The organism is Acetobacterium sp. (genome assembly GCF_036508315.1).
Taxonomy (GTDB): domain Bacteria; phylum Bacillota; class Clostridia; order Eubacteriales; family Eubacteriaceae; genus Acetobacterium.
The window spans coordinates 1-26082 of sequence record NZ_DATCHP010000057.1; the positions used below are offsets into that span (position 1 = coordinate 1).

General features: G+C 37.8%; 29 protein-coding genes and 1 riboswitch. Of the genes, 25 read left to right on the forward strand and 4 right to left on the reverse strand.

The window, feature by feature from the left end:
• The 4 genes from VIK44_RS07125 to VIK44_RS07140 all read left to right on the forward strand — a co-directional run.
• Positions 1 to 1679: heavy metal translocating P-type ATPase (locus VIK44_RS07125; RefSeq protein WP_331553156.1), on the forward strand; the 1679-nt coding region annotated here is incomplete at its 5' end.
• A gap of 36 nt (positions 1680 to 1715) precedes the next feature.
• On the forward strand, positions 1716 to 2417 hold the full coding sequence (locus tag VIK44_RS07130; protein WP_331553157.1) for a response regulator transcription factor: 702 nt from the start codon (positions 1716 to 1718) through the stop codon (positions 2415 to 2417).
• Between the two features lie 248 nt (positions 2418 to 2665).
• Positions 2666 to 3829: an FIST signal transduction protein gene (locus tag VIK44_RS07135; protein WP_331553158.1), complete on the forward strand. Its 1164-nt coding sequence runs from the start codon at positions 2666 to 2668 to the stop codon at positions 3827 to 3829.
• A gap of 23 nt (positions 3830 to 3852) precedes the next feature.
• Complete coding sequence (locus tag VIK44_RS07140; RefSeq protein ID WP_331553159.1) at positions 3853 to 4590, forward strand: GGDEF domain-containing protein; 738 nt, start codon at positions 3853 to 3855, stop codon at positions 4588 to 4590.
• A gap of 50 nt (positions 4591 to 4640) precedes the next feature.
• Here VIK44_RS07140 and pdxT read toward each other — a convergent pair whose 3' ends face one another.
• Both pdxT and pdxS read right to left on the reverse strand, forming a co-directional pair.
• Positions 4641 to 5210: a pyridoxal 5'-phosphate synthase glutaminase subunit PdxT gene (gene pdxT, locus VIK44_RS07145; protein WP_331553160.1), complete on the reverse strand. Its 570-nt coding sequence runs from the start codon at positions 5208 to 5210 to the stop codon at positions 4641 to 4643.
• Positions 5210 to 6082 (reverse strand): pyridoxal 5'-phosphate synthase lyase subunit PdxS, encoded by an 873-nt coding sequence (pdxS, locus tag VIK44_RS07150; RefSeq protein ID WP_331553161.1) that lies wholly within the window; start codon positions 6080 to 6082, stop codon positions 5210 to 5212. Before pdxS ends, pdxT begins: the two co-directional genes overlap by 1 nt.
• Before the next feature lie 530 nt (positions 6083 to 6612).
• Here pdxS and VIK44_RS07155 point away from each other — a divergent pair.
• The 13 genes from VIK44_RS07155 to VIK44_RS07215 all read left to right on the forward strand — a co-directional run bounded on the left by VIK44_RS07155 (position 6613) and on the right by VIK44_RS07215 (position 15681).
• Positions 6613 to 7065, forward strand: a complete 453-nt coding sequence (locus VIK44_RS07155) for a DUF5317 family protein (RefSeq protein ID WP_331553163.1) — start codon at positions 6613 to 6615, stop codon at positions 7063 to 7065.
• A 64-nt stretch (positions 7066 to 7129) separates the two neighbouring features.
• Positions 7130 to 7633 (forward strand): hypothetical protein, encoded by a 504-nt coding sequence (locus tag VIK44_RS07160; RefSeq protein ID WP_331553164.1) that lies wholly within the window; start codon positions 7130 to 7132, stop codon positions 7631 to 7633.
• Positions 7593 to 8102 (forward strand): accessory gene regulator B family protein, encoded by a 510-nt coding sequence (locus VIK44_RS07165; RefSeq protein WP_331553165.1) that lies wholly within the window; start codon positions 7593 to 7595, stop codon positions 8100 to 8102. The genes VIK44_RS07160 and VIK44_RS07165 overlap by 41 nt, the downstream gene beginning before the upstream one ends.
• 460 nt (positions 8103 to 8562) lie before the next feature.
• Positions 8563 to 10275: a diguanylate cyclase gene (locus VIK44_RS07170; RefSeq protein WP_331553166.1), complete on the forward strand. Its 1713-nt coding sequence runs from the start codon at positions 8563 to 8565 to the stop codon at positions 10273 to 10275.
• Between the two features lie 141 nt (positions 10276 to 10416).
• Positions 10417 to 10839: a hypothetical protein gene (locus VIK44_RS07175; RefSeq protein WP_331553167.1), complete on the forward strand. Its 423-nt coding sequence runs from the start codon at positions 10417 to 10419 to the stop codon at positions 10837 to 10839.
• A gap of 93 nt (positions 10840 to 10932) precedes the next feature.
• Complete coding sequence (locus VIK44_RS07180) at positions 10933 to 11232, forward strand: cupin domain-containing protein (RefSeq protein WP_331553168.1); 300 nt, start codon at positions 10933 to 10935, stop codon at positions 11230 to 11232.
• A gap of 20 nt (positions 11233 to 11252) precedes the next feature.
• Positions 11253 to 11642, forward strand: a complete 390-nt coding sequence (locus tag VIK44_RS07185) for a PaaI family thioesterase (protein WP_331553169.1) — start codon at positions 11253 to 11255, stop codon at positions 11640 to 11642.
• A 116-nt stretch (positions 11643 to 11758) separates the two neighbouring features.
• On the forward strand, positions 11759 to 12442 hold the full coding sequence (locus VIK44_RS07190) for a CDGSH iron-sulfur domain-containing protein (RefSeq protein ID WP_331553170.1): 684 nt from the start codon (positions 11759 to 11761) through the stop codon (positions 12440 to 12442).
• Positions 12443 to 12702: 260 nt separating this feature from the next.
• Positions 12703 to 13482 carry a 4,5-DOPA dioxygenase extradiol gene (gene ygiD / locus VIK44_RS07195; protein WP_331553171.1) on the forward strand — a complete coding sequence of 260 codons (780 nt, stop codon included), beginning with the start codon at positions 12703 to 12705 and terminating at the stop codon, positions 13480 to 13482.
• Positions 13483 to 13535: 53 nt separating this feature from the next.
• Positions 13536 to 13838: a hypothetical protein gene (locus VIK44_RS07200; RefSeq protein WP_331553172.1), complete on the forward strand. Its 303-nt coding sequence runs from the start codon at positions 13536 to 13538 to the stop codon at positions 13836 to 13838.
• Positions 13839 to 14058: 220 nt separating this feature from the next.
• The gene (locus tag VIK44_RS07205) at positions 14059 to 14439 is read left to right on the forward strand and encodes a GGDEF domain-containing protein (RefSeq protein WP_331553227.1); all 381 of its coding nucleotides are present in this window, start codon (positions 14059 to 14061) and stop codon (positions 14437 to 14439) included.
• A gap of 17 nt (positions 14440 to 14456) precedes the next feature.
• Positions 14457 to 15284, forward strand: a complete 828-nt coding sequence (fdhD, locus tag VIK44_RS07210; protein ID WP_331553173.1) for a formate dehydrogenase accessory sulfurtransferase FdhD — start codon at positions 14457 to 14459, stop codon at positions 15282 to 15284.
• Between the two features lie 124 nt (positions 15285 to 15408).
• Complete coding sequence (locus tag VIK44_RS07215; protein ID WP_331553175.1) at positions 15409 to 15681, forward strand: DUF5661 family protein; 273 nt, start codon at positions 15409 to 15411, stop codon at positions 15679 to 15681.
• A gap of 72 nt (positions 15682 to 15753) precedes the next feature.
• Here the strand turns inward: VIK44_RS07215 and ablB are convergent, their stop codons facing one another.
• Positions 15754 to 16584 carry a putative beta-lysine N-acetyltransferase gene (gene ablB, locus VIK44_RS07220; protein ID WP_331553176.1) on the reverse strand — a complete coding sequence of 277 codons (831 nt, stop codon included), beginning with the start codon at positions 16582 to 16584 and terminating at the stop codon, positions 15754 to 15756.
• Positions 16577 to 17911 (reverse strand): lysine 2,3-aminomutase, encoded by a 1335-nt coding sequence (ablA, locus tag VIK44_RS07225; protein ID WP_331553177.1) that lies wholly within the window; start codon positions 17909 to 17911, stop codon positions 16577 to 16579. The genes ablB and ablA overlap by 8 nt, the downstream gene beginning before the upstream one ends.
• 507 nt (positions 17912 to 18418) lie before the next feature.
• A riboswitch (FMN riboswitch) is annotated at positions 18419 to 18535 on the forward strand.
• A gap of 170 nt (positions 18536 to 18705) precedes the next feature.
• On the opposite strand from ablA, the gene ribD reads away from it, so the two are divergent.
• The 8 genes from ribD to VIK44_RS07265 all read left to right on the forward strand — a co-directional run bounded on the left by ribD (position 18706) and on the right by VIK44_RS07265 (position 25852).
• On the forward strand, positions 18706 to 19800 hold the full coding sequence (gene ribD, locus VIK44_RS07230) for a bifunctional diaminohydroxyphosphoribosylaminopyrimidine deaminase/5-amino-6-(5-phosphoribosylamino)uracil reductase RibD (RefSeq protein ID WP_333783800.1): 1095 nt from the start codon (positions 18706 to 18708) through the stop codon (positions 19798 to 19800).
• Positions 19801 to 20451, forward strand: coding sequence for a riboflavin synthase (locus tag VIK44_RS07235; RefSeq protein WP_331553178.1), 651 nt, complete (start codon positions 19801 to 19803; stop codon positions 20449 to 20451).
• 12 nt (positions 20452 to 20463) lie between these two features.
• Positions 20464 to 21663: a bifunctional 3,4-dihydroxy-2-butanone-4-phosphate synthase/GTP cyclohydrolase II gene (locus VIK44_RS07240; protein ID WP_331553179.1), complete on the forward strand. Its 1200-nt coding sequence runs from the start codon at positions 20464 to 20466 to the stop codon at positions 21661 to 21663.
• A 53-nt stretch (positions 21664 to 21716) separates the two neighbouring features.
• Positions 21717 to 22181 carry a 6,7-dimethyl-8-ribityllumazine synthase gene (gene ribE / locus VIK44_RS07245; RefSeq protein ID WP_331553180.1) on the forward strand — a complete coding sequence of 155 codons (465 nt, stop codon included), beginning with the start codon at positions 21717 to 21719 and terminating at the stop codon, positions 22179 to 22181.
• 164 nt (positions 22182 to 22345) lie between these two features.
• Positions 22346 to 22888 (forward strand): V4R domain-containing protein, encoded by a 543-nt coding sequence (locus tag VIK44_RS07250; RefSeq protein WP_331553181.1) that lies wholly within the window; start codon positions 22346 to 22348, stop codon positions 22886 to 22888.
• Positions 22888 to 24510: a diguanylate cyclase gene (locus VIK44_RS07255; protein WP_331553182.1), complete on the forward strand. Its 1623-nt coding sequence runs from the start codon at positions 22888 to 22890 to the stop codon at positions 24508 to 24510. Before VIK44_RS07250 ends, VIK44_RS07255 begins: the two co-directional genes overlap by 1 nt.
• A 41-nt stretch (positions 24511 to 24551) precedes the next feature.
• Complete coding sequence (locus VIK44_RS07260; protein ID WP_331553183.1) at positions 24552 to 25265, forward strand: nitroreductase family protein; 714 nt, start codon at positions 24552 to 24554, stop codon at positions 25263 to 25265.
• A gap of 23 nt (positions 25266 to 25288) precedes the next feature.
• Entirely contained in the window at positions 25289 to 25852 is a 564-nt protein-coding gene (locus VIK44_RS07265) for a carbonic anhydrase (protein WP_331553185.1), read from the forward strand.
• Positions 25853 to 26082: the final 230 nt, after the last annotated feature.

A 26082-nucleotide genomic window follows, 5' to 3' on the forward strand; every position in this document is an offset into this window, starting at 1 on the left:
GAAAAATTCCGGTCGACGGCGTTGTCACGGAAGGCAGCACCGCGATCGACGAATCCATGCTGACCGGCGAAAGCATGCCGGTCGACAAGATTTCCGGGAATAAAGTCTATGCCGCCAGCATCAACAAAAACGGTATGATCCAGTTTCGGGCAACCAAGGTTGGCGGCGATACAGCCCTTGCTCAGATTATTAAACTGGTGGAAGATGCCCAGGGCACAAAAGCACCCATCGCCCAACTTGCCGATATTGTGTCCGGCTATTTTGTACCCATTGTTTTTGCCATTGCCGTGGTGGCTTTTCTGGGATGGTTCATCAGCGGACAGTCGCTGGTATTCTCGATGACCATTTTCATTTCGGTACTGGTCATTGCCTGCCCATGCGCCTTGGGCCTTGCGACCCCAACTGCCATTATGGTTGCAACAGGCAAAGGTGCAGAATACGGTATTTTAATAAAGGGTGGGGAAGCACTGGAAACCACCCATAAAATCAATACCATTGTTCTGGATAAAACAGGTACGATCACCGAAGGCAAGCCGGAGGTAACAGATATCATAACCGTCTTCGGGGTTGAAAAAAATTGGCTCCTTCAAATTGCGGCATCTGCTGAAAAAGGCTCAGAACACCCTCTCGGTGAAGCGATTGTAAGAGGTGCCGAAAAGCAAAATCTGGAAATGCTGAAAATAGATAAGTTTGAAGCGACGCCGGGGTATGGTATCGCAGTGGATATGGACGGATCCAGTCTGCTTCTTGGCAATCAAAAAATGATGGATGAAAACAGTATTTCATTAGAAGTATTGGAAGCAGAGTCGGACAGACTGGCATCCGAAGGGAAAACCCCGATGTACATTGCAATGGATGGTAAACTGTCCGGTATTATTGCTGTAGCGGACGTTGTAAAAGCAAGCAGTGCAGCGGCAATTGCGAAACTCCATGAAATGGGAATTGAAGTTGCGATGATCACAGGTGATAACAGGAAGACGGCGGAAGCCATTGCAAAACAGGTTGGCATCGACCGGGTGCTGGCAGAGGTATTGCCTAAGGATAAAGCAAACGAAGTTAAAAAGCTCCAGGCTGAAGGCAAAAAAGTGGCAATGGTTGGGGATGGCATTAATGATGCTCCGGCTCTGGTACAGGCAGATATTGGCATTGCCATTGGTTCAGGCACTGATGTGGCCATGGAGTCAGCGGATATTGTGCTGATGAAAAGCGATTTAATGGATGTCCCCACGGCGATACAGCTTAGCAAAAGCACCATCCGCAACATCAAGCAAAATCTTACCTGGGCATTTGGATATAACGTTGCCGGCATACCCATTGCGGCAGGCATTCTCTATCTCTTTGGCGGACCACTGTTGAATCCCATGTTTGCAGCGGCAGCCATGTCCTTGAGTTCGGTATCGGTACTCACCAATGCACTGAGGTTAAAAGGTTTTAAACCTTATACAATAAATAAAGTTAAAAAGGAGAAAAAAATGGAAAAATTAACACTGAATGTTGAAGGTATGTCTTGTTCTCATTGTGAAAAAGCAGTTAAAAATGCTGTTGGTGCACTGGATGGTGTGGCAAGCGTAACTGTTGATTTGGCAGAAAAAACGGTGGTAGTTGAATATGATCCAAGTAAGGGTTCACCTGAAAGTTTTAAACTTGCAATTGAAGAAGAGGGTTACAAAGTCGTCTAGGTTGAATCAAACTGACTTGAGGAAGGGCTTTAACAGATGAACAATAAGTTGAAAAAAGTGCTTGTCGTTGATGATGAAGTTAAAATAATCGAGGTGGTAAAGTCTTATCTTGAAAGCAAAGGCTTTACCGTCTTTTCCGCGGAAAACGGCAAGCAGGCACTTAATATATTTGAAAGTGAGAACATATCGCTTATCGTCTTAGACCTCATGCTTCCCGACATGTCAGGAGAAGAAATCTGTATGGAAATCCGTAAAAAATCCCGGGTGCCTATTATTATGCTGACTGCGAAAGTTGAGGAGTCAGATATGTTAAAAGGGCTAAATATCGGTGCGGATGACTACATTACAAAGCCCTTTAGTTTAAAAGCACTTTATGCAAGAATAGAAGCGGTACTGCGCAGATCAAGCGATGAACTTGTGCCGTTATATAATAAAATCACCTTTAATAGCGGTGATCTGGAAGTGGATTTTGAAAGTCACATCATAAAAAAGAATCTGGTGGAAATCAATCTCACGCCAAATGAATTCAAAATATTAGGAGCGTTAATCAAATATCCGAATAAAGTTTTTACCCGGGAGGACATCATCAAAGTAGCCCTTGGGGATGAGTTTGAAGGATATGATCGGGCAGTGGACAGTCATATTAAAAATATTAGACAGAAAATTGAAAGCGATCCCAAAAATCCTGTATATGTCCTTACAATATACGGGATAGGTTATAAATTTGGCGGTAAGTAACGTGAAGTACAGCATAATATTAAGTCAAAAGGTTGTTAGTTACAGGGTTTCCCCTGATGTTAACAGCCTTTTGATATTTTCAAGTATAATTTGCGACAAGTTTATGGTTGAGACGTCAAATATTGATCATTTGCTTAAATTATTCCAGAATAGAAGACATCGAAAACGTATACAAATATGCAATTATTTGATATAATAAAATAAAATTATATCCCGGCAACTAAAATACAAATATATAGGAGGTTCCTTTGAAAACGGACTTATTTATAGCGATGGCTCATAGTGTAGAGCTGGACTCATTTTTAGCAGTGATGGAACTCATTGAAAAATGCGAACTTCAGCTTAAAAATAAGCATCCTAAAGCGGGAATTCTCTATGCTGGAATAGACGTTGATCATCAGTTGGTACTGGATAAGATATATGACAAATGGCCGGATTTACAGCTCATTGGTTGTACCGCAGACGGTGAATTTTCTTCGGAATGCGATTATGTAGAGGATTCACTTGTTTTAACATTGTTTGTATCGGAAGATATCAATATTATTTCCGGTTTTTTTGATAATACGGCAATAGATCCTCATAATGAATATAATCTGGTATTATCCGAGGCCGTGGGGAGATTGGGACAAACGCCCAAGTTATGTATATTGCTTTCGGACGTGCTTAAAATTAATGGTGAAACGGTTATGGAACAGCTTACGACACTTACGGAAGGTAACCTTCCAATTGTAGGTGGCATATCAGCAGATAGTTGGCGATTTGATGAGTGCAAGCAGTTTTTCAATAATATTTCTTCAGCAACAATATCGCCATTTTTACTTTTAGCCGGAAAATTTGATTTTTCTGTGGGAATGGACAGTGGTTGGGAGCCAATCGGAGAAATCGGGACAGTTACAAAATCGGAAGGTAACGTGCTTTATGAAATCAATCATAAGCCTGCCCTTGAATTTTATCGCGATATCCTTGGTGAAAATACAAAGCCCACTCTTGAACTACCCATTGCCTTATACGATGAGCTTGGTAGTTTTAGATTTATGCGCACCACTTTCGAAAATTATGACAGTGATACCGGGGCAGTCACTTACCTTGGCAATGTTCCAATGAATTATAAAGTCCGTATTACTATGGTAAACCGAGAATCAATTTTAGCAGGTGCAAAAAGTTCCATTGACCAAGCCATCAGAACCTTTCCACCCAATGAGTCACCAGTGATTGCATTGTGCTTCACTTGTTCGGCGCGAAGAGTATTACTTGGAACACGGACGATTGAGGAGAGCCAGATCGTTCGCGAAAAGATTGGGGATAGAATAAAATTCAGTGGGTTTTATACCTATGGTGAGTTTTGTCCCATTTCAACGAAATTATTCAATGAATTCCATAACGAAACCTTTGTAACGGTATTATTAGGTTAAAGTGAATAGCTGGGAGGTTAAGAATGGAAAATAAGTCTGATGATGCTTTGAAAAGGCAAATAACAATGTTAACAAGAAAATTGGAACGTTGCGAACAAAGTCGGAGACTGATAGAGGCGGCAAAAGATCATTATGATTTAGTTTATCGTTCTAGCATTGACAAACTGGATGCACAAAAAAGCTTACTTGATATTAAAAATAATGAATTGGATTTAGCAAGGTTAGAGTTACTTGCTAAGAATAAAGAGCTTCAAATCGTATCAACCACAGATGGACTTACACAGATATATAATCGCAGAAAAATCATTGAAATATTTAATGCAGAATATCTTCGAGTGAAGCGTTATGGGACAGTATTTTCAGTGATTATTCTGGATGTTGACAGATTTAAATTAGTAAATGATAACTTCGGGCATCAAGCAGGGGATCAAGTATTATTTGATTTGGCGCAACTGATGAAAAATAATATCCGTATTACTGAGCACATTGGTAGATGGGGAGGCGAAGAATTTTTTATTGTTTTACCAAACACAAGTGAAAAGGACGGATATTTATTAGCCGAAAGACTGCGTTTGAAAATAGCAGCCTATAACTTTCAAGTCCCTAAGAATATAACATGCAGTTTTGGAATAGCTGACTATAAAGAAGATGGCAGTAATGAACAGCAGATAATAAAAAGAGCTGATACCGCCCTTTATGAAGCTAAGAAACACCGTAATTGTTCCTGTATTTTTAATAAATGTATATTGGCGACCACATAAGAAAAAGGCACTCCATAGGGAATGCCTTTTTGAATGCTTGTTCCGATCATTCATACTAAATTCAGGAAGAAGCGGTGAACACTTAGATCTCCTGATAATTCAGGATGAAATGAGGTTACGATCATATTATCCTGTTTTGCTGCAACAATATGATTATCAATCTTTGCTAACACTTCAACATTCTCTGACACCGATTCGATATAAGGGGCTCTGATGAAGGTCATCGGTATTTTCCCGATGCCGGCAAATTGTCCATCAGCTTGAAAGCTTCCCAGTTGACGGCCATAGGCATTTCTTTTTGCCACAATATCCATAGTGCCCAGGTAAACATTTTGGTCACTGACAATAGTTTTTGCCAACAATATCAAACCGGCACAAGTTCCTAAAACAGGTAAGCCACTCACAATCGAATCCTTTAAAACTTCAAATAAATTAAGATCATGAAGCAATTTAGCCATCACAGTGCTTTCGCCACCCGGTAAAATGATCCCATCAATATGATGCTTCGTCAGGTCTGATTTTTGCCGGATTTCAATTGATTTTACATTCAGCTTATTCAGTGAATCGGCGTGTTCGGCAAAGGCGCCCTGGACCGCTAAAACGCCAATTGTTTTTTCCATCAGTTACCTCGTTGAGCCATTAATAATTCAATTTCCTGTTCATTAATTCCAATCATTGCTTCGCCTAGATCTTCAGATAACTCAGCTAAAATTTGTGGGTTATTAAAGTTCGTCACTGCTTTTACAATGGCCTGGGCTCTTTTATTCGGATTACCTGATTTGAAAATACCAGAACCGACAAATACCCCTTCAGCACCTAGCTGCATCATTAAAGCTGCATCGGCTGGTGTTGCAATACCGCCGGCAGCAAAGTTAACAACCGGCAGTTTGCCATGAGTTTGCACATGCTTTGCTAAGTCGTAGGTGACCTGTAAATTTTTAGCAGCTTCAAAAAGTTCGTCATCTCTCAGGCTTTGAAGATGCCTTATTTGCTGATTAATCAATCTCATATGGCGTACTGCCTGAATGATGTCGCCAGTGCCCGGTTCGCCTTTTGTACGGATCATGGAAGCACCCTCGCTAATTCTTCTTAATGCTTCGCCAAGGTCTTTGGCACCGCATACGAAAGGTACATCAAATTTTGTTTTATCAATATGGAAGGTATCATCCGCCGGGGAAAGAACTTCACTTTCATCGATATAGTCAATTTCAATGGCTTGCAGAATTTGTGCTTCAGCGAAATGACCAATACGAACCTTTGCCATAACCGGTATAGATACAGCTTGTTGGATGCTTCGGATCATCGTCGGATCGCTCATTCTTGAAACTCCACCGGCTGAACGAATATCCGCAGGAATACGTTCAAGTGCCATAACAGCACACGCACCGGCTTCTTCCGCAATTTTTGCCTGTTCAGCAGTGGTTACATCCATAATAACCCCACCCTTAAGCATTTGTGCCAGATTTTTGTTTAGTTCATAACGATTATTCATTTTATTTTTCTCCTCAAATTGTTTAATGATTGTTCAACTAATTATATTATAATACAGGGCTGATATCATAATAAGTACCAAAACATATAAATTTGATGGTACCAGAATATGAAGAGTGGTATAATCGGGCAGTTTGAAAAATATTGTTGGACTTCAGTGGCAATAGGAAATTTTGATTTCAAGAAGGATTCAATAAAGAAAATAAAATTTATAATGTTGCACAAATTATCTTGTCTATTGATGTTTATTCTTTATTATGATAATATGATAAAATGATAAAATGTGAAAAATATCCGATATTGTTAAAAAATAGTGCGATAAAACTGATATTTGTTGATCATAAAGTCACTGTTGAAATATATTATAAATACGATGGTAGAATGATAGGGGTTTTATGATTATTGTATATCTAATCGCAATTGTTTTTGCAAAATATCGGGAATGCGAGATTAAGCCGGCATTTAAAAGTGTTGCCCTTTACCCCCCCTATTATCTGTGAGATCATCTATCTTGTATTACAGATATTTGTGATGAGAGGGGATTATGCAGTTATAGTATTTGCAGATATATTTAAAAAAACATATCTGTTATCCTTTTTATTTCCCATTATCATGCTTAAGTTGTATAAGCCCGGTTTAATTGGGGCAGGTTTTATTTTGGCAGGGACTGCGCTGAATAATTCGGTTATGTATGCAAACAATGGGAGAATGCCTGTATTTCCTAGTCTAACCTATTTAACAGGTTACGTAAAAAGCGATACTTTCCAGAAAATCAGCGATATTCATGTTTTGGGAAATGCTGATACTCAAATGATTATTCTATCGGACATCTTTGATGTGGGCTGGTCAATACTAAGCATTGGTGACGTACTGATACATCTGTTTGCAGGAATTATTGTTTACTCAACCATTGTTGAATTAAATAAGAGGAAAAATGATAATTTTATACTAAAGCCACTCATTTTCAAAAAAATACGTTTATAAAAACATAAAATATAATATAAATGGTGAAGTAGAACCATTTGTGTTAAAGATAGGGAGAAGTCTAGTGAAAATGTCCATACTTGATCTCATAGTAAAGGGAATTCCGGAAGTTGCTATCTTTGTATTGGGGATTTATGCTTTTAGTAAAACCAGGATAAATTGGAAACAATACTGGACAGTTGTCCCAATTGTATTTGTGGCTACATATATAATTCGGATGTTGCCGATTAATTATGGAGTTAGTATATTGCTTTCCGTGATCCTCACGTCAATATTGGGGATTGCAATTATCAAGATCACCTTTTTACAAGCCATTAAAGCATCTCTATTAACGATTGTTGCAGTATTAATAGGAGAAGGCGTAAATTTTTATATTTTGCAAGTTGCTTATGGCAGTCAAAAGACCCTGGAGATTATTGGGGATCCAATTGCAAAAACCATAAATACCATTCCTTCAACCATTGTTTTTGGACTGATTATATTTACGGTTTATTATGTTAAGGTAATACATGTGAAGGGGAACAAGGATGCTGATATTAAGCAAGAAGATATCAACAATCGTATGTGAAAGCTTAAATATCACCGGGGAAGAACGGGAAGTGATTGAATATGGAATGATCGCCTTAGTTCAAACGATTATCTTCGTTTTTGGAGTGGTTTTGATAGGAATATTTACCGGAACCGCATTAGCAGCTCTGACCATTTGTCTAACTACCAGTATACTTCGTAAATACAGTGGAGGAGTTCATGTTAGCTCCCTTAATATTTGCACCATCATCGGAGTCGCCTTTTGTTTTCTCGCTTCTGTTCTCATACAGTATGTGCTGGATGGATGGATTAATCTTTTATGGCTAAGCTTAGTGGCTACCGCTTGTTATGCATTAGCCTTTATTGTCATATACCTCAAGGCACCGGTAGATTCTGAAAATAAACCCATTAAAACATTAAAAAAGAAAATACGATTACGTAAATCGTGTTATATAATTTTAACGACCTACGCTTTGATTACTATATGTACTCATTTATCTCAGTTATGAGTTCCAACGAACTTGATTTCTCTAAAGAATTAAGACAAACTCTCATCTATGGTGGCTATCTCCATGATGTAGGCAAAATTAATACGAACAAGGAAGTTTTGCTCAAAACAAGGAAAATTGAATGATGAGGAATGGAAAGAGCTGAAGTGCCATCCTCTTCAGGGGGTTAAAATCATAGAACATATTGATATCATAAAAAATTCAGTATAGATTTAAAGACTTTGCAAGAGAACCAAAATGCAGGGTGTTACAAAAAAATAATGAATGAGTTTCCAGAAAATATAGCTGAAAAATGCTTGAAGCCGGTGGAGAACCTCGGTTTTTTTTTGATGGTCCGTTAGGCTGCTTTGTTTAAAGTAGGGGCTGTAGGGGTATTGTAATTAGAAAGATGGAAGTGGAGAGTTAGTAAATAATAAATTAACTTTATTATTGCGTTATGACATGATATGCGCGAAGATTGATGAAGAAAGGAGAAATTGTGGTTATTTTTGATCAAAAGAGAGAAATTGAATTGCGCCAGCTTCTGCCTATTATAAGATTAGCACTTCTGTTTATTTGTGTGATTGCATTTTCTCAATATTTCTTTAAAAGCAAGGATATTATGGATTTGCTTTCATTAGGCAGCTGGAAAATTTTCGGCCTGGCTATGGCGATTGTGATAATATATGCTGTTTTTATCATATCTATTAAAATAGCTAGCAAAGATCAACCAGACATTGTTAAATATGGAGCACTTGTATTTTGGGGTTTGCTTTCATTCCTTACCATTTATTATACCGGAGCAATTGAAAGTAATTTTAAACCTCTTATTTTATGTGTCATATTACTGGCAACCATTGGCCAGGGATTAACCGTTGGGATGATCACAGCTTTGACGCTATCCCTGGGGCTATTAGTGATGGATTTATTACTGGCTCCAAATCAAGGGATTAATTTGTATTTTGAGGATGATTTAATCTTATCCAGCATTTTTCTGCTGATTACATTCACAGTCGGTTATTATGCAAAACTAGAAAACGAACATATTCAGGAGCTCCGAGATTTGGTGAATATCGATGCACTCACCGGATTATTTAATCATCGCTATTTCTATGCCAGTCTTTCCAAACAAATGAAGGAAGCACAAGCAAATGACACTCCGGTTTCTCTCATATTCCTGGATATCGATGATTTTAAAATATACAATGAACTTTATGGACATAGCAGCGGAGATGATGTGATCAAAAGGATTGCGCAAATCCTTAAAACTAATCTGAAAACTGAATTTGTGGCCTGTCGCTATGGAGGTGAAGAATTTGCTGTTCTCATGTTTAATATCAAAGAACAGGCGGCAATGGAGGCTGCCCGTGATTTGTGCGGGAAGATCGCCGATGAACCTTTTTATGGACAGGAATACATGCCCACTGAAAACCTCACAGTTTCTGCAGGAGTATCTCAATATCCGAATAAAGCAAAAAATTCAAAGGAGTTGGTTGCCCAGGCAGATGAGGCGCTTTATCGTGCGAAATTCTTCAAGAAGAACAGGGTAGAGAGTTACACATCAATACTCGACAATCTAAGGAGTTCTTTATCAGAGCAGGATGAAATAATCATTACAACACTCAAAACGCTTATTTCTGTAATAAACTCACGAGACAAATTTACCTATGAACATGTCGAGCATGTTGCAGAATATGCCGGTTGGATGGCAGATGAGCTTGATTTCTCTAAAGAATTGAGAGAGACCCTGATCTATGGTGGTTATCTTCATGATATTGGAAAAATTAATACGCCAAAAGAAGTGTTATTGAAACCAGACAAATTAACTGACCAGGAATGGAACGAGCTGAAACGCCATCCGATCGAGGGCGTTGAAGTCATTGAACATATTGAAAGCATGAAAGATGTTCAAACCCTTATTCTGCAACATCATGAACGTTACGATGGGCATGGCTATCCTTACGGATTGAAAGGCCAAGAGATTTCTTATCTGGCCCGGATTCTCTCAGTGATTGATGCCTTTGATGCCATGACCTCAATGCGGCCCTATCAGAAGAAAAGAACGGTTGAAGAAGCATGCAAAGAACTCTTAAGGTGTAAGGGCACACAGTTTGATCCGAATGTTGTGGATATTTTCATTGGAATCCTCATTATAAAATTTAATATTGATAGAAGAGCTTTGACAGAGAACTAAAAATAAACAACAAAGACATATTAATATGTTTTTGTTGTAATAAAAAAAAATTATTGATATAGTATTGAGAAGGGTTGAATTTACAGTGAAATCTGGCTGAAGATCCAGTTAAAATTCAAAATATGAGAGGAAAAAATCACCATGGGGACATTGGATTTAATTAGACTTTTAGGATGGACAACGGCATTGTTTTTTTGTCTGGCATTTTTTAATTATGTTGTAAAGGTTGTCAATAAAAGATGTATTAATAAGTTGGGAAAAGAAAAAAAGCAATTTGTTGATAATTATCGAAAAATAATGAAGCTGGTTATCAAAAATCATAAATTATTTGGTATTATAGCTCTCGTTACCATGCTAATTCACTTTTACGTCGTTTTTTCAGCACATCTTTTGAGATTAACAGGAATAATATCTGCTCTTTTATTGCTTGCAATAGTCATTTTAGGCGTTTATGGTGCCTTTATTAATAAGAATAAAAAAGGTGTCTGGTTAAAAATACATCGCATACTGCCTTTTATATTGCTTATTGTGATCATTATCCATGCGACATTCAGACAATCTTAGCAGACTGATTTATGCGGATATTTTATACTAATAATTCAAACGAAGATTTATAAAAAAATAGATTTGAGTAATTAATAACCCATGAGGTGTATAATGAACTTATTTGATATTTCAAAATTACCATTAAAAGAGGAAGTAACAACCATTTTAGCCAAGAATAAAAATGTGCGTATTGAACAAATAATCAGTACCGGGCAAGTATCAGATTGGTTTGATCAGGACAAAACAGAATTTTTGGTACTGTTGGATGGAACTGCAGAATTAGAGTATGAGAATGGTAAGAGTGTGATCTTAATTAAGGGAGATACCCTATTAATTAATCCTCGCCAAAAGCATCGAGTGGTTTACACCTCAAATGACCCCCCGTGTAATTGGCTGTGTGTATTCTTTTGAAAATAAAGGAGAAAAAAAGTATGGATCCAGATAAGATAAAGTTTATAAAAAATGATCGATTTGCTGCATATCTTGGCATAGAACTTGTTGAGGTTGAGGATGGCTACGCTGTCGTAAAAATGGAGATTACTGACGACCATCTCAATGGAGTAAATACAGTCCAGGGTGGTGTAATATTTACTTTGGCAGATTTTGCATTTGCTGCTGCATCAAATGCAAAAGGACTTGTTACTGTTGGGATAAATGCAAATATAGCCTATTTTAAGCCTCCAAAAGGCAAACTGCTTATTGCAGAAGCTAAAGAAATAGCTTCAAGCAGGAAGCTTTGTAATTATAGTGTTGATATTTTTGATGAAGATAAAGATATTATTGCACGATTTAACGCTACCGGATATAAAAGGAATAAGTAAAAAGGAAATAAACGAGAGAACGCAGTGTATTGCCTTATGTCAGCTTAAGACGTTAAAATAACCACAAACCATTAATATTAGTTAGAATAATAATTTTCGAAAGGAAGTATAAACTAATGAAGAATGACAAAAAAACCCCAAAAATAGAGATAGTAGAAGATGGGCCCTATATCGTTTCAGGTAATGTGAATTTGTCCGAGAAAATAATAACTCCAAAGGGAATAGGATACGAATATAAAGATGGACGCCAATTCCCTCAATCTGAAGAATATAAATTGTGTCGTTGCGGAAAGTCAAAAGATGCACCGTTCTGTGATGATTCCCATGAGAAAGTCGGTTTTAAGGGAACTGAGACCGCATCAAAGGCCAAGTATATAGACCGGGCTGAAGTATTCGAAGGTCCGGGACTGGATCTTATGGATGATCATCGATGTGCATTGGCGCGATTTTGTCACACAGAGGAAGGAAATACCTGGGACTTGCTGGAAGTATCTGATGACCCAAAATACAGAGAAGCGGTCATTAAGGGAGCCAGTGAGTGTCCGACAGGAAGATTGGTTGCCCTTGATAAAACAGGGAAAGCATTTGAACCTGAATATGAACCTTCCATTGAGATCCTTCAAGACCCTGAAAATGGTGCGAGTGCGGGAATTTCTGTGAAAGGAAATATTCCAATTGTATCATCAGACGGAGAGACCTATGAGATTAGAAATAGAGTTGTGTTGTGTCGCTGTGGCCAATCAAATAACAAACCATTTTGCGATATTGGTCATATACATACAACATTCTCTGACAAGTAAGAGAAAATGTCTTTATATATTGCTAAAATATGCAATGTAAATATTCGAATTTATGAATCATTTAGATAGGTAATTTCGAAAGTACTGTGAGCCTCGCTGCCTGTTTACATGAAACAATTTTTCCACTATACGTCGTACAGTTCGTTGAACTGTTCGCCTATACGTTACAAAATTGTTTATGAAAACTGACATCAAAGCAATATACGGTTGTGTTTTTGAATTTCGCAATTATCTAAATTATTTAGAAAGTAGCAGAGAATATGATAAATGCTAAGAAAAGAATGCCTGTACTATTTGTAGGCCATGGATCACCCATGAACGCAATTGAAGATAATAAATATACTAGGGGATGGGAAAAAATTGCCCATGAAATTCCTAAGCCTAAAGCAATCCTTTCTATTTCAGCCCATTGGTATACCGATGGCAGCAAAATAACAGATGCTGCTCATCCCAAAATGGTTTACGATATGTATGGATTTCCGGATGAGTTATATCAAGTTGAATATAAGGCAAATGGTTCCCCGGAACTGGCCCATTTTACAAAGACTATGATAGAGAAAGATGTGAAAATAGATAACAGCTGGGGATGTGATCATGGAACATGGTCCGTGCTTTCTAAAATGTATCCAGAGGCAGACATTCCTGTTGTTCAGCTTAGTATTGACGGTAACGCAAGTGCTGAGTCCCAGTATAAAATAGGACAGGAAATCAGTGCTCTCCGGGAAAAAGGGATCCTCATATTTGGAAGTGGAAATATTGTCCATAACCTTTCAAGAATAAACTGGGAGATGGACGGTGGTTATCCATGGGCAGTTGATTTTGACGGTTATATTAAGGATAAAATAATTAAAAAGCAATACCAAGATATTATTCATTATGAAAAGGCAGGAGAATCCTCGAAATTGGCATTCTATACACCGGATCATTTTTATCCACTATTGTATGTATTAGGGGCTTTAAAAGAAGATGATCAAGTCTCGATTTATAATGATTCTTGTGCGATGGGTTCAATGTCAATGACAAGTTATTTATTCAGCTGAGACTCATATTAGAAAGGCTGCGATTGAGAATTAAGAGCTAGAAAGGAAGTTTAATGATGAAAAAAGAAGTTAGTTCCGATGAAGATTTATGTGAATCAGAGATAGACAGTTCTTCACTAAAATCTGAAGAGAGTTTGGGGAATATCAATAATAAAACCGATTCATTAGGAGTATCTAAGAAAGAGTTTTATGAAGGGCCACTGACGGTTGGAGATAAAGGAAAGGTGTATCAATATATTAACAGAAAGCATAAGACTAATTTTCAAAAAGAGGTAGTAAAGGATATAAAGTTAACTGCTATATTTTTAGGTGTTATCTTTGTAATCGTCGTGTTGATAGCATTCTTTGTAAAGTAGAGAGTCAAGGTATAAGTGGGTTTGAAATTATGAGCAATGTATTTAAAAAACCCGAAAAAAAATGCTTTTTCAAATTAAGCTTAAGCAGGACTTATAAATAACAGCTGAATCTAAAACATAATTTAAACGCCATCTCCGACAGCTATAATGGTTGTTGAAAATGGCGATCTTTTTCGAATTATTTTAAAATTGACATAGCGGAAAGTGGTGTTACAATAATATCAATAAAGTTGTTCTTGATGTGGATGGTCTCAAAAAAGTGAACGATACCTATGGACACGAAGAGGGAGATAACTTAATTAATTTTATTACCTCTTGGATTAAATCATCAGTTCGGGAGATTGATACAATCAGCCGAATGGGGGGAGATGAGTTTCTTGTCATTTTTCCAGGCTGTTTTGAATCCGATGCTGAAAAAGTAATCAGGCGAATCAGTGATGAATTAGAAGAACATGATAAGGAAGATGTCAAACCTTATAAACATGCTTTTAGCTATGGAATAATAGAAATAACCAAGAACGGAAGACATTGTGCTAAAGATATTATTAAAGCTGCAGATAGAAAGATGTATCAAAATAAGTTACTGAAAATGAAATCTTGAAAAGGGGGAATATGTTTATGAATGAAAGACTATATTTGCAAAAAATTGATATAATCCGTTGGCAAAAGGGAGAACATAAAACAGAAGAAGACTATGTTTCTATTGAGGAGCCATTGGCATTAGAGGTGAATGGCCAAAGGGTTGCCGTTTTAATGCGCTTACCAGGTGCGGAGAAAGAATTAGCCATCGGTTTTCTGATTTCAGAGGGAATTATTGATAACTTTAATGATATCCAAATGCTTTCACATTGTGGGAGTATAATGCCAGGTGAGGTGTCGGAAGATCCTCTGACGCCGTCCCGTAATATTGTTAAAATTCAGGCAACCCATTTAAATCGAGCAAAGGATACTGCCACACTACTGATTCGTTCGGGTTGCGGTCGGACCAGTGTCGAAGATATTGTCGATCAATTACCGAAAGTTCACAGCAATCTTGAAATGGGCATAGATATTTTAACCAGAATAGCCAAGGAGATCTTAGACCAGCAGGAAGTTCGGAAAATGGCTGGAGGAGTACATTTGGCAGCTTTGTTTGATGCCCAGGGTCAAATGCTGGTGACCTATGAAGATATTGGTCGGCACAATGCAGCAGACAAAGTCATTGGCTATGCACTGTTAAACGGAATATCGCTGGCTGATAAAATTCTTTACACTACTGGAAGAGCAAGTTATGAATTAGTGACAAAAGGTGCCAGGATGAACATCCCGGTCATCGCATCGAAATCTTCCCCCACCTCATTGGCGGTTGAATTCGCAAGAAATACGGAAATCACTTTGTGCGGGTTTGTAAGGCCGAGCCGGGCCAATATCTATAGCGGAGAGAAACGTATTATCTTTACTGATTGACTTGCTCTTGAATTATAATAAAATTTAAGAAATAATCAGTAATGCAATAAAAGTTTATGAAGAATAATGAAGTTATGGTATTATAATCAAAAATATACAAATATATTAATGAGAGGTGATTTTTATGTCAGCAAAAAAAACATTCACAAGTGAACAAGCTAAAGAAACTGGAAGCAAGCTCGGAGTAGATTGGAGCAAATTTGATGTAGAGCAGTTTAGAATGGGAATGGAGGTTGAGCTTGAACACGGCACAATCGATTCACCTACAGATGTTACAGGAGATGATTCGTTAGTTACAGGTAAAATTGCACTTGCACACCTAAATGAATTTCCTGACTATTACACTCGGCTTGAAATAATGGAAAATGAAGCAGAAAAGCATTGGGAAAAAAAATAAATCAGTAATTGTCATTGGAACGTGTTAGGAGACAAAAAAGAGAATCGTCATTATTGACGATTCTCTTTTTTTTTATAATTCTTTATGCCAAATATTCATTGATTCAATTGAGCCGGCAATCTGTGTGTTATTAAAAAGAGTGCCGCCATACTGATAACCTGCTTTTGCAAAGGTACTATTCATACCAAAAGATAATGACCTTGCAATGGTATATAAAAGCCGATAGTCCTGTTGCTTCATTTGCTTTTCTAATTCTATTAATAAATGTAGGGCAAGCTGCTGACCACGATAGGTAGGAAGAACAGCAAAATCAGTCATTTCGGAATTGAAATGTTCAGGATCAGTTTCACTTGAAGCCACGGCAACCAGGCCATCATTTGTAAAAACACCATAATATTGAATGTTATCTGCCATGGTTTCCAGGAGATAATTCTCATCAAAAATCGGAAAGGGGTAACTTTTAAAAACCGTTTGATAAACTTGAGCGATGGCCGGTGCATCACTTGGGGTGAGACGTCTGAGACGCCATGCCTTGGGTAATGCTGCAGGTGGCTCTCCGGCTTTTTCCTGTACACTGGCAATAATATTGTTTATTTTTGATTCGTTTTTCTTTTTTGCTCGGTCTTCTGATAAATATTTGCACATCATCACGCAATCCTGGTGCCTGTTGTAATAAGAGGGCATCATGGCTTCCTGCTGGTAACCCTGGGCTTCAAAGCTGGCCTTTGCGGTCCCAGGTATTTTAGCCACTATTTTTGTATAATTCTCTTTAAGGGCAAGGGCATCCATGTGCTCCAGAAGCGATTTTTCATCGGAAGTATCAAATTTCATTAAATAAATTCGATTGCCTTCTTTACCATGCTGCAAAATGCTATGGCCAAAATTTTCTATTGTATCACTCACTTAAATCGTCGACTCCCTGGTTTCTCTGGTCCCGTTCAAGATCTTCAGGTACAAGGGTAATATCATCTTCATAGTCGCATAATAACTTAGAGATCCCAATGGTTTTAAAATCAGCTTCTTCATTTTCAAGATTCAACTGGAGGTTGCAGTTTTCACAGTCCAAATCACAGATGGTGTGTTCATAACTGTCAGGCATTCTGTAGGTTGTAATCACACCTTCGTAGTTTCTTAAAACAACTTTGTCCGTGGACCAGGAAATAAGGTAATTAGGCATAACCGGAATTTTACCACCACCGCCAGGTGCATCAATAACATAGGTTGGAACAGCAAAACCACTGGTATGCCCTCTTAAGCTTTCCATGATTTCAATGCCTTTTCCTATATTGGTTCTAAAATGCTCAAGTCCTTCGGACAAATCGCATTGATAGAGGTAGTAGGGGCGGACACGATTGGCAACTAATTTGTGAACTAATTTTTTCATTATCCGAGGACAATCGTTAATATCTCTCAGCAGTACAGATTGATTTCCTAATGGGATACCGGCACATGCCAGTTTTTTTAATGCATTTCGGGAAGTTTTAGTGAGTTCACGAGGATGATTATAATGGGTATTAATCCAGAGATTATCATATTTTTTCAGGACTTTTATTAAGTCATCAGTGATTCGATAAGGTAAAACCACAGGGGTTCTCGTACCAATACGAACGACTTCAACATGTGGGATTTGTGTGATCTCTCCTAAAATCCAGTCAAGTTGTTCGTCGGATAATAAAAAGGGATCACCACCGGAAAGAAGAACATCCCGAACAGTTGGTGTGTTTTTAATATACTCAATGCCTTCCATGATCATTTCTTTTGAAGGAATAGAATCAACATCGCCTACTTTTCTTTTTCGGGTACAAAAACGACAGTACATGGAACATACATTACTGACATGAAATAGAACCCGATCAGGATAGCGATGAGTAATGCCAGGCACAGGACTATCTTTGTCTTCGCACAGTGGATCTGACATGTCATAAGAAGAAATATTTAATTCTCTGATATCCGGAAAACATTGCTTGAAAACAGGATCATTTTCATAATCATCTGAATCGATGAGTGATAAGTAGTAAGGTGTAATGGCCATTGGAAATTTTTCAATGGTCTTCTTTATTTCAGCTCTTTTTTCATCTGAAAATGTTATTCCAAGGATCTTTTCAACAGTTTTTACCTTACGAATGGTATTCTTAAGTTGCCAATGCCAATCGGTCCATTTTTCCATTAAATATTTTGACGTGATGTCACTGTTTAGATGTTCTTTTGTTATTTTAATTGCTTCTTGCATATTGTCTCCTTTCAGGGGACGATTAATTTATTAAAAAGAGCACTCTAACTCAGTGTTAATAAAGAGTTGGAGCGCCTAAGTTTCGTTAAAAGATAACGTACTTTACACCATCAAATTTGACCAGCTTTTTACGCTGACATTGATTCAGGATTAAATCGTAATGCCCCTACAGTATATCAAAAATAAGGGGGTTTGTCAAAATTGAGGGTAAGAAAGAGCGGCTTTTCTTAATAAAGTGACCTGATTTTCTCAAGTTGCATCTCAAAATTCATCGGTTTATTTTTTCTGGCATGGTAAAATAAAAAAATGATACGGGTTAGCTAAAATTAAGATAAATGAAAGAAGGAGTTCAATGAGCATCGGATATGCGTGCCTGACAGTTGGCGTTCCTCATACTGAATTATACTGAAACGGTTATTTCTGAAATCAACCTTAAATGAGTACGGTTTAAAAGTATGACTTATTTTGACAAATTATTGTGCATATGATACAATAATAAAAATTTAATATGATCTTCAGGGCAGGGTGTGATTCCCTACCGGTGGTATAGCCCACGAGCCGCAAGGTATGATTCGGTGTAACTCCGAAGCCGACAGTGTAAAGTCTGGATGAAAGAAGATAAAGATATGTCTGCACATTAAACTGTGCAAGATTACTTGTTTTTAAGCCCTGAAATGTTTTTGCATTTCAGGGCTTTTTGTTTACGGGTAGGATTACATGGATGTATCACACTATTTTCATCAAACACCTTGAATTTTATTCACGGTGTTTGTTTTTGAAAGGAGCTAAAACTTTTGAATCATGAAAAATATATGCAAATAGCCATTGACTTGGCTAAAAAGGGTTGTGGCTGGGTTAATCCAAATCCGATGGTCGGTGCTGTTATTGTTAAAGACAACGAGATCATCGGCAGCGGATACCATCAGAAATACGGCGAACTTCATGCCGAAAGAAATGCAATTGCAGACTGTAAAGTGCCAATAACCGGAGCGACACTATTTGTAACCCTGGAGCCATGCTGCCATTATGGGAAAACACCACCCTGTACAGAGGCAATCATTGAAAGTGGGATTTCCAAGGTAGTCATAGGGTCGAAAGATCCCAATGTTTTAGTGTCCGGCAAAGGAATGGCCATTTTAAAAGATCATGGCATTGAAGTGGTGACCGGTGTTCTCACCGAGGAATGTTCAGAGTTAAATCAGGTTTTTTTCCATTATATCAAAAAAAAGACCCCGTTCGTCGTCCTTAAATATGCCATGACACTTGATGGTAAAATTGCAACTTTCACCGGTAAATCAAAATGGATTACAGGAGAAACAGCCCGGGAGTTTGTACATCAGTCAAGGCATCGTTACGCAGCAATTATGGTAGGCGTTAATACGGTTATTGCAGATGATCCTCTGCTTACAAGCAGATTACCAAATACAAAAAATCCCACGCGAATAATTTGTGATACACATTTGAGAGTACCGTTATCTTCGAAAATTATTCAAACCGCCAGGGAGATACCAACAATAATTGCCACAAGCTGTAAAGATAAAGAAAAAATAGAACAGCTGACACAGTTTGGATGTACTCTTTTGCAAGTGCCAAAAGAAAACGGGTGCACAGATTTAAAACAATTAATGAGACGACTTGGAGAAGAGCATATTGACAGTATTTTACTGGAAGGCGGTTCAACATTGAATTTCAGCGCCTTAGAAAATGGCATTGTAAATAAAGTGCAAGCCTATATCGCACCTAAAATATTTGGTGGCGAAACCGCAAAAACACCGGTTGGCGGTATTGGCATTAATGAAGTAAGTCAGGCATTTAGCCTGAAAAATAGAAAAATTACCATTTTAGGTGATGATATTTTACTTGAATATGATGTGGAAGAAGGTATTTAGATGTTCACAGGAATTATTGAAGAAATCGGTAAAATTACAACCATTCATAAAGGAAAACAGTCATCAAAATTAACGATACAGGGAAACATTATTTTTGATGATTTAAAATTGGGAGACAGCGTCGCAGTCAATGGCGTTTGCCTAACGGCAACCGCTTTCCAAAATAAGCGCTTTACCGCTGATGTTATGAGCGAAACCCTGGACAGAAGTGATCTTGGTCAGCTTAAGATCGGCAGCGAAGTCAATCTCGAAAGGGCAATGTCAGCAAATGGGCGTTTTGGCGGTCATATGGTGTCAGGTCATATTGATGGCACAGGAACGATTGTCAGCATGCGAAAAGAGGACAACGCAGTTTGGATAAAAGTAAGCGCAACGGAAAAGATATTAAGATACATTGTTGAAAAAGGTTCCATAACCATTGATGGCATTAGCCTAACCGTTGCAAAGCTTGACGAAAACAGCTTGTCGGTATCAGTGATACCCCATACCGGAAATGAAACCACCTTGCTTTCAAAAAGAGCAGGTGATATTGTTAATTTGGAAAATGATATTATGGGCAAATATATTGAACGGTTTTTGACATCTGATGGTCAGAATAAAAAAAGCAAAAGTAATATTACAATGGATTTACTAACAAAAAACGGATTTTAAGGAGAAAATATTATGTTTGAATTTAATACCATAGATGAAGCTTTAGAGGACTTGAAACAGGGAAAGATTATTGTTGTTACCGACAACGAAGATCGGGAAAATGAAGGGGATTTAATTTGTGCCGCAGAGTTTGCTACCCCGGAAAATGTAAACTTTATGGCAACCTACGCAAAAGGCTTGATCTGCATGCCAATGAGCAAGAAATTGGTTAAGAAATTAGACCTTGCTCAAATGGTGAGTGAAAATACGGATAACCATGAAACAGCCTTTACAGTATCCATCGATCATGTGGATACCACCACCGGAATTTCAGCCGTGGAACGTTCAGTAACAGCAATAAAATCGGTAGAGGATGATGCAAAGCCAGAGGATTTTCGCAGACCGGGACATATGTTTCCACTATTGGCTAAGAACGACGGTGTATTAGTACGCAGTGGACATACAGAAGCCACAGTTGATCTGATGAAACTGGCAGATCTTAAAGAATGTGGCCTTTGCTGTGAAATTATGACTGATGACGGTACAATGATGAGAACCCCTGAACTCATCGAATTTGCGGAAAAACATCATTTCAAATTTATTACGATTGCAGCATTACAGGAATATAAAAAGCAAAATGAAATATTGGTGGAACAGGTAGCAAAAGCAAAAATGCCGACAAAATATGGGGATTTCATCGTTTATGGTTATGAAGATAAGATCACCGGAGAAAGCCACCTGGCAATGGTTAAAGGCGATATTTCCGGCAGTGAGCCGGTGCTGTGCAGAGTACACTCCAAATGTTTGACCGGGGATACTTTAGGCTCAATTCGTTGCGATTGCGGGGAACAATATGCAGTGGCAATGAAACAGATTGAGAAAGAAGGAAGAGGCATTCTTTTGTATATGTCTCAAGAAGGACGTGGCATTGGACTGCTTAATAAATTAAAGGCATATGAACTCCAGGACAAGGGGTTGGATACTGTTGAAGCAAATGTTGCATTGGGATTTGATGAAGATTTAAGGGAATATGACATTGCCGCACAGATTTTAAAAGATTTAGGTTTAAAGAAGCTCAGACTGCTTACAAATAATCCAGATAAAATAGAGCAGTTATCTGCTTATGGTATGGATATTGTGGAGAGAGTGCCCATTCAAATGGATGCATGTAAAGATGATGTCTTCTATCTGAAAACAAAACAAAAGAAGATGAGGCATTTGCTAACCTATTAAGAATCAGGATAAGAAAACGATAAAATTATTAAAAATTAAAGGAGATTATTTATATGAAGATTTATGAAGGAAAACTAGTATCAAAAGGCATTAAGGTTGGAATTGTTGCGGCACGGTTCAATGAATTTATTGTATCAAAGCTTTTAGGCGGTGCATTGGATGGACTTAAAAGACATGATGTGAATGAAGAAGATATCGAAGTTGCCTGGGTTCCCGGCGCTTTTGAAATCCCACTCATCGCATCAAAAATGGCGAAATCAGGGAAATATGATGCTGTTATCTGCCTTGGTGCAGTGATCAGAGGGTCTACCACCCATTATGATTATGTTTGCAGTGAAGTTTCCAAGGGGATTGCCACCGTTTCTTTAAATGCAGACATTCCGGTTATGTTTGGCGTTATTACCACCGAAAATATAGAACAGGCCATTGAAAGATCAGGTACTAAAGCAGGAAATAAGGGTTATGATTGTGCCGTATCTGCTATCGAAATGGTGAATTTAATAGCAGAAATCAACTGACTTTATTAGAACTGCAACGTGCTTGACAAATGCCTCTCGCATGATAAGATATGATAAAACAGAAGAATCTTTTGTTGAATCAGACTGTCAGTGTGCTACCATCAAAGTGGATTTTGGTGTTAGTATTAACAGTGTTAATATAATTTAAAGTAGGAGGGGTTTTTATGAGTACAGAACGAAGGTATGAATTTTCCTGGGATCTTTTGGGTGATATTGAAGAAGGAAGACCTAACTTAGGAAATACCACAAGAGTGGAAATATATCGGTTAATGCAATTTACTTTCAGAGATGTTATTGAACAGAACCTGGGATCTGAAAAAACAGATGAAATCTTTTTCGCCGCCGGAAAATTAGCGGGGAAAGAGTTTTATAAGCACATGATCACATCAACCCAGGACCTCAATGATTTTGTAAATCAGCTCCAGGAAGTCTTAAAAGATTTAGGCATTGGAATATTGAGAATAGAAAAAGCAGATATGGAAAAAGGGGAACTCACACTCACGGTGTCTGAGGATCTTGATTGTTCCGGACTACCAGAACTGGGTTATGAGATATGCACCTATGATGAGGGATTTATCTCTGCGCTTTTGGAAAGCTTTACAGGAACCCCGTTCCATGTTAAGGAAATTGATTGCTGGTGTACCGGAGACAGAACGTGCCGATTCACTGCAAAAGCTGCGTCGCTGTTAAGCGGAGCGGATCAATAATGATCGATGAAAATGAACAAGAGCTTTTAAAATATTTAAAAGCTCTTGTTTTTGACGTTAAAATAAAAGAAGAGATTCCAGAAAAATTTAAAGAAAACGGCGATTTTTCAGAACTGGATGAAATGATCAGGACTATTAGAACCTCAGCCAATGAGCTTGGAGTGGGTAATCTTTCCTACGAGATAAAGGGGAAAGGCTATGTTTTGGGGTCTCTAAAAAGTTTGCAGGCATCACTTAGAAATCTTACATGGAAGACACAGGCCATTGCTGCTGGCGATTTTTCTCAAAGTGTGCATTTTTTGGGAGAATTTTCAGATGCATTTAATAGCATGACAAGAAAACTTGAGTCTTCAATTCAAGAAATTAACGAGGCTCGCGAGCATTTTGAATTAGTGTTTGAAACGATTCCCGATGCTACAATAATAACCGGTATTGATGAAGGAAATTTATTAGCATTCAATAAGGCGTTTTTGGATATAACCCAATATACAGAACAAGAAATAATAGATCAAAAAATAAATATATTCAATTTGTATGTCAGTCAGGAACAAAGAGCTCTTCTGCTTGACAAACTGAAGAAAGACGGTTTTTCGCAAAATTTGGAAATTGCTTTTCAAAATAAAAACAAAGAAAAGATCATTGGCCTTGTTTCATCAAGAATAATAAATGTAGAAGGAAAGGATCATATTCTCAGCGTCATCAGAGATATAACCCCGCTAAAGGAAATCGAACAGAAATTAAGAGAAAGTGAAGAAAGGCATCGGCTTCTGGCTGATAATGCAGCAGATGTCATTTGGACCATGGATTTATATGGGCAGCGTACCTATGTGAGCCCATCGGTTGAAAAGCTAAGAGGATATTCTTCAGAAGAAGTAAAAAAACAAACATTTGAAGAGCTATTATGTCCGGATTCTTTAATTATTATGCAGAATGGCCTTATGCTTGCAAGTGAAAAGGTTGGGAGTGAACGGGCCTTGAACACATTCAGAGGAGAGTTTGAGCAACCTTGCAAGGATGGCAGTACAGTTTGGGTAGAGACCACGGTTTCAGGAATTTATAATGAAGAAGGCAACTTTATTGGGATGCTGGGAGTAGACCGGGATATTGCTGAAAGAAAGAAGATGGAAGAAGAAATTAGAAGGCTTTCTATAACAGACAAACTGACCCAGAGCTATAACAGGCTTAAAACAGATGATACTTTGGAGAAGGAGTTAGAACGTTCAAACAGAACGAAGATACCCTTTTCTGTGATACTATTAGATATTGACCATTTTAAATCAGTGAATGATACTTTTGGACACCAGGTTGGGGATACTGTTCTCGTTGAGCTTGCAGATATTCTAAAAAACAACGTCAGGTCCATTGATATTGTTGGAAGATGGGGTGGAGAGGAATTCCTTATTATTCTTCCGGAAACGGATAAAAATGGAGCAATGTTAAAAGCGGAAAAGTTAAGAACTTTGATTGACAAGAATAACTTTACCAAAGCTGGGAAGATAACTGCAAGCTTTGGGGTATCTGCCTATGATGGAGATACTTCACCGGAAAACATTGTTTCCCGAGCGGATGCAGCTCTTTATCAAGCAAAAGAGAACGGCAGAAACAGAGTTGAATTTTTCTAAAACAGTTTATAAAAGAATTTCAAAAGGAAAGGAGCAACAAGATGAATTTATATGACAGTATTTTTAAAAGAAAATCAATACGTAAATATGATATGACCCCATTATCAGAAGAGGCAATGAGAGAAATTGAAAATTTTGCCTATAATATGACACCTCTTTATGAGAATATCAGGATAGAGTATGAGATTGTTAGCCATGTTAAAAATATTATGCCGGTGAATGCCCCCCATTACTTCATGATTTCAAGCGAAAATAAGGACGGATATCTCATGAATGTGGGATTTATGTTTCAGCAAATGAATTTATTTTTAGCAAGCAAAGGGTTCGGTTCATGCTGGCTGGGAATGGCAAGACCAATGGAAAAATCAACTAAAAATCTGGAGTTTGTTATTGTTCTCTGTTTTGGCAAAGCCGTTGACAGTCCCTTCCGAGAGATTTCTGAATTTAAGAGAAAATCCTTAGCTTTGATTTCCAGCGGTCAGGATGACCGGCTGGAATGTGCACGCCTTGCTCCATCAGCAACCAATAGCCAGAATTGGTTCTTTGCTGCAAATGATGGGAAAATCCATATCTATCAAAAGAAGGTTAACCCAGTTAAAATGATCATTTACGGTAAAATGAACCAGATTGATATTGGCATTGCCACCTGCCATTTATATGTGGCAACGGAACACCAGGGGAAAAAACCGATTATTTCAAAGGATAATGAAGTGGAAGAATTACAGGGATATACCTATCGATTAACAATAGAATAGGAGAAATAAAAATAGAAAGAGTTATGGATACAATAGAAGAGGAAATACAGGCTTTGATCCAGGGAAACAAAACCTATGTTACTGCTCAAGAAAATGGCAGTATTTCGCAGGCTATTCAACCCTTAGTGGCAGAAGAAGGACAAAATCCTTATGCAGTGATTGTAACCTGTTCAGACTCCAGAGTACCGGCAGAGTATATTTTTTCAGCAGGGATTGGAGAGCTGTTTGTGATTCGGACAGCTGGCCATGTTATCGGTGATTTTGAATTAGGAAGCATTGAGTATGGGGTGAAATATTTAGGCGCCAAAATCGTCCTCGTTCTTGGTCACAACCATTGCGGCGCGGTGCAAGCCGCAATGGGCAGCCATGGAAAAGGCTATGTTCAAAAGATATTGGATGAGATAATTCCTGTCATTACTGGTGAAGAGGATGTTGAAAAATGCGAAAAGCTAAACATTGAAAACAGCGTTTCCAGAATAATGGAAAGTGATATGATAAAAAACCTTGTGGATGAAAGTAAATTAAAAATTATTTCCGGAAAATATGATATTGAGACAGGGATAGTAGAATTTTTCGAAAGAGGATAGGCTCCTCTTTTTTTTTGATTTTTTTATAAGTTTTAGACAAAATATGCCCAAAACTAAAATTAAAGAGATAATTGATCAGATTAGAATAATACCGGTTGTAATTTTTGACATAAAAAAGTAAGATTAATTACAGTTGGATGTAAGAATTTTCAATTATAATGAGGGACATTGGGTATTAATACCTATTGACAAAAGGATCTTCTTAAAAAGGGAGACAAAAGAGGAGAGAA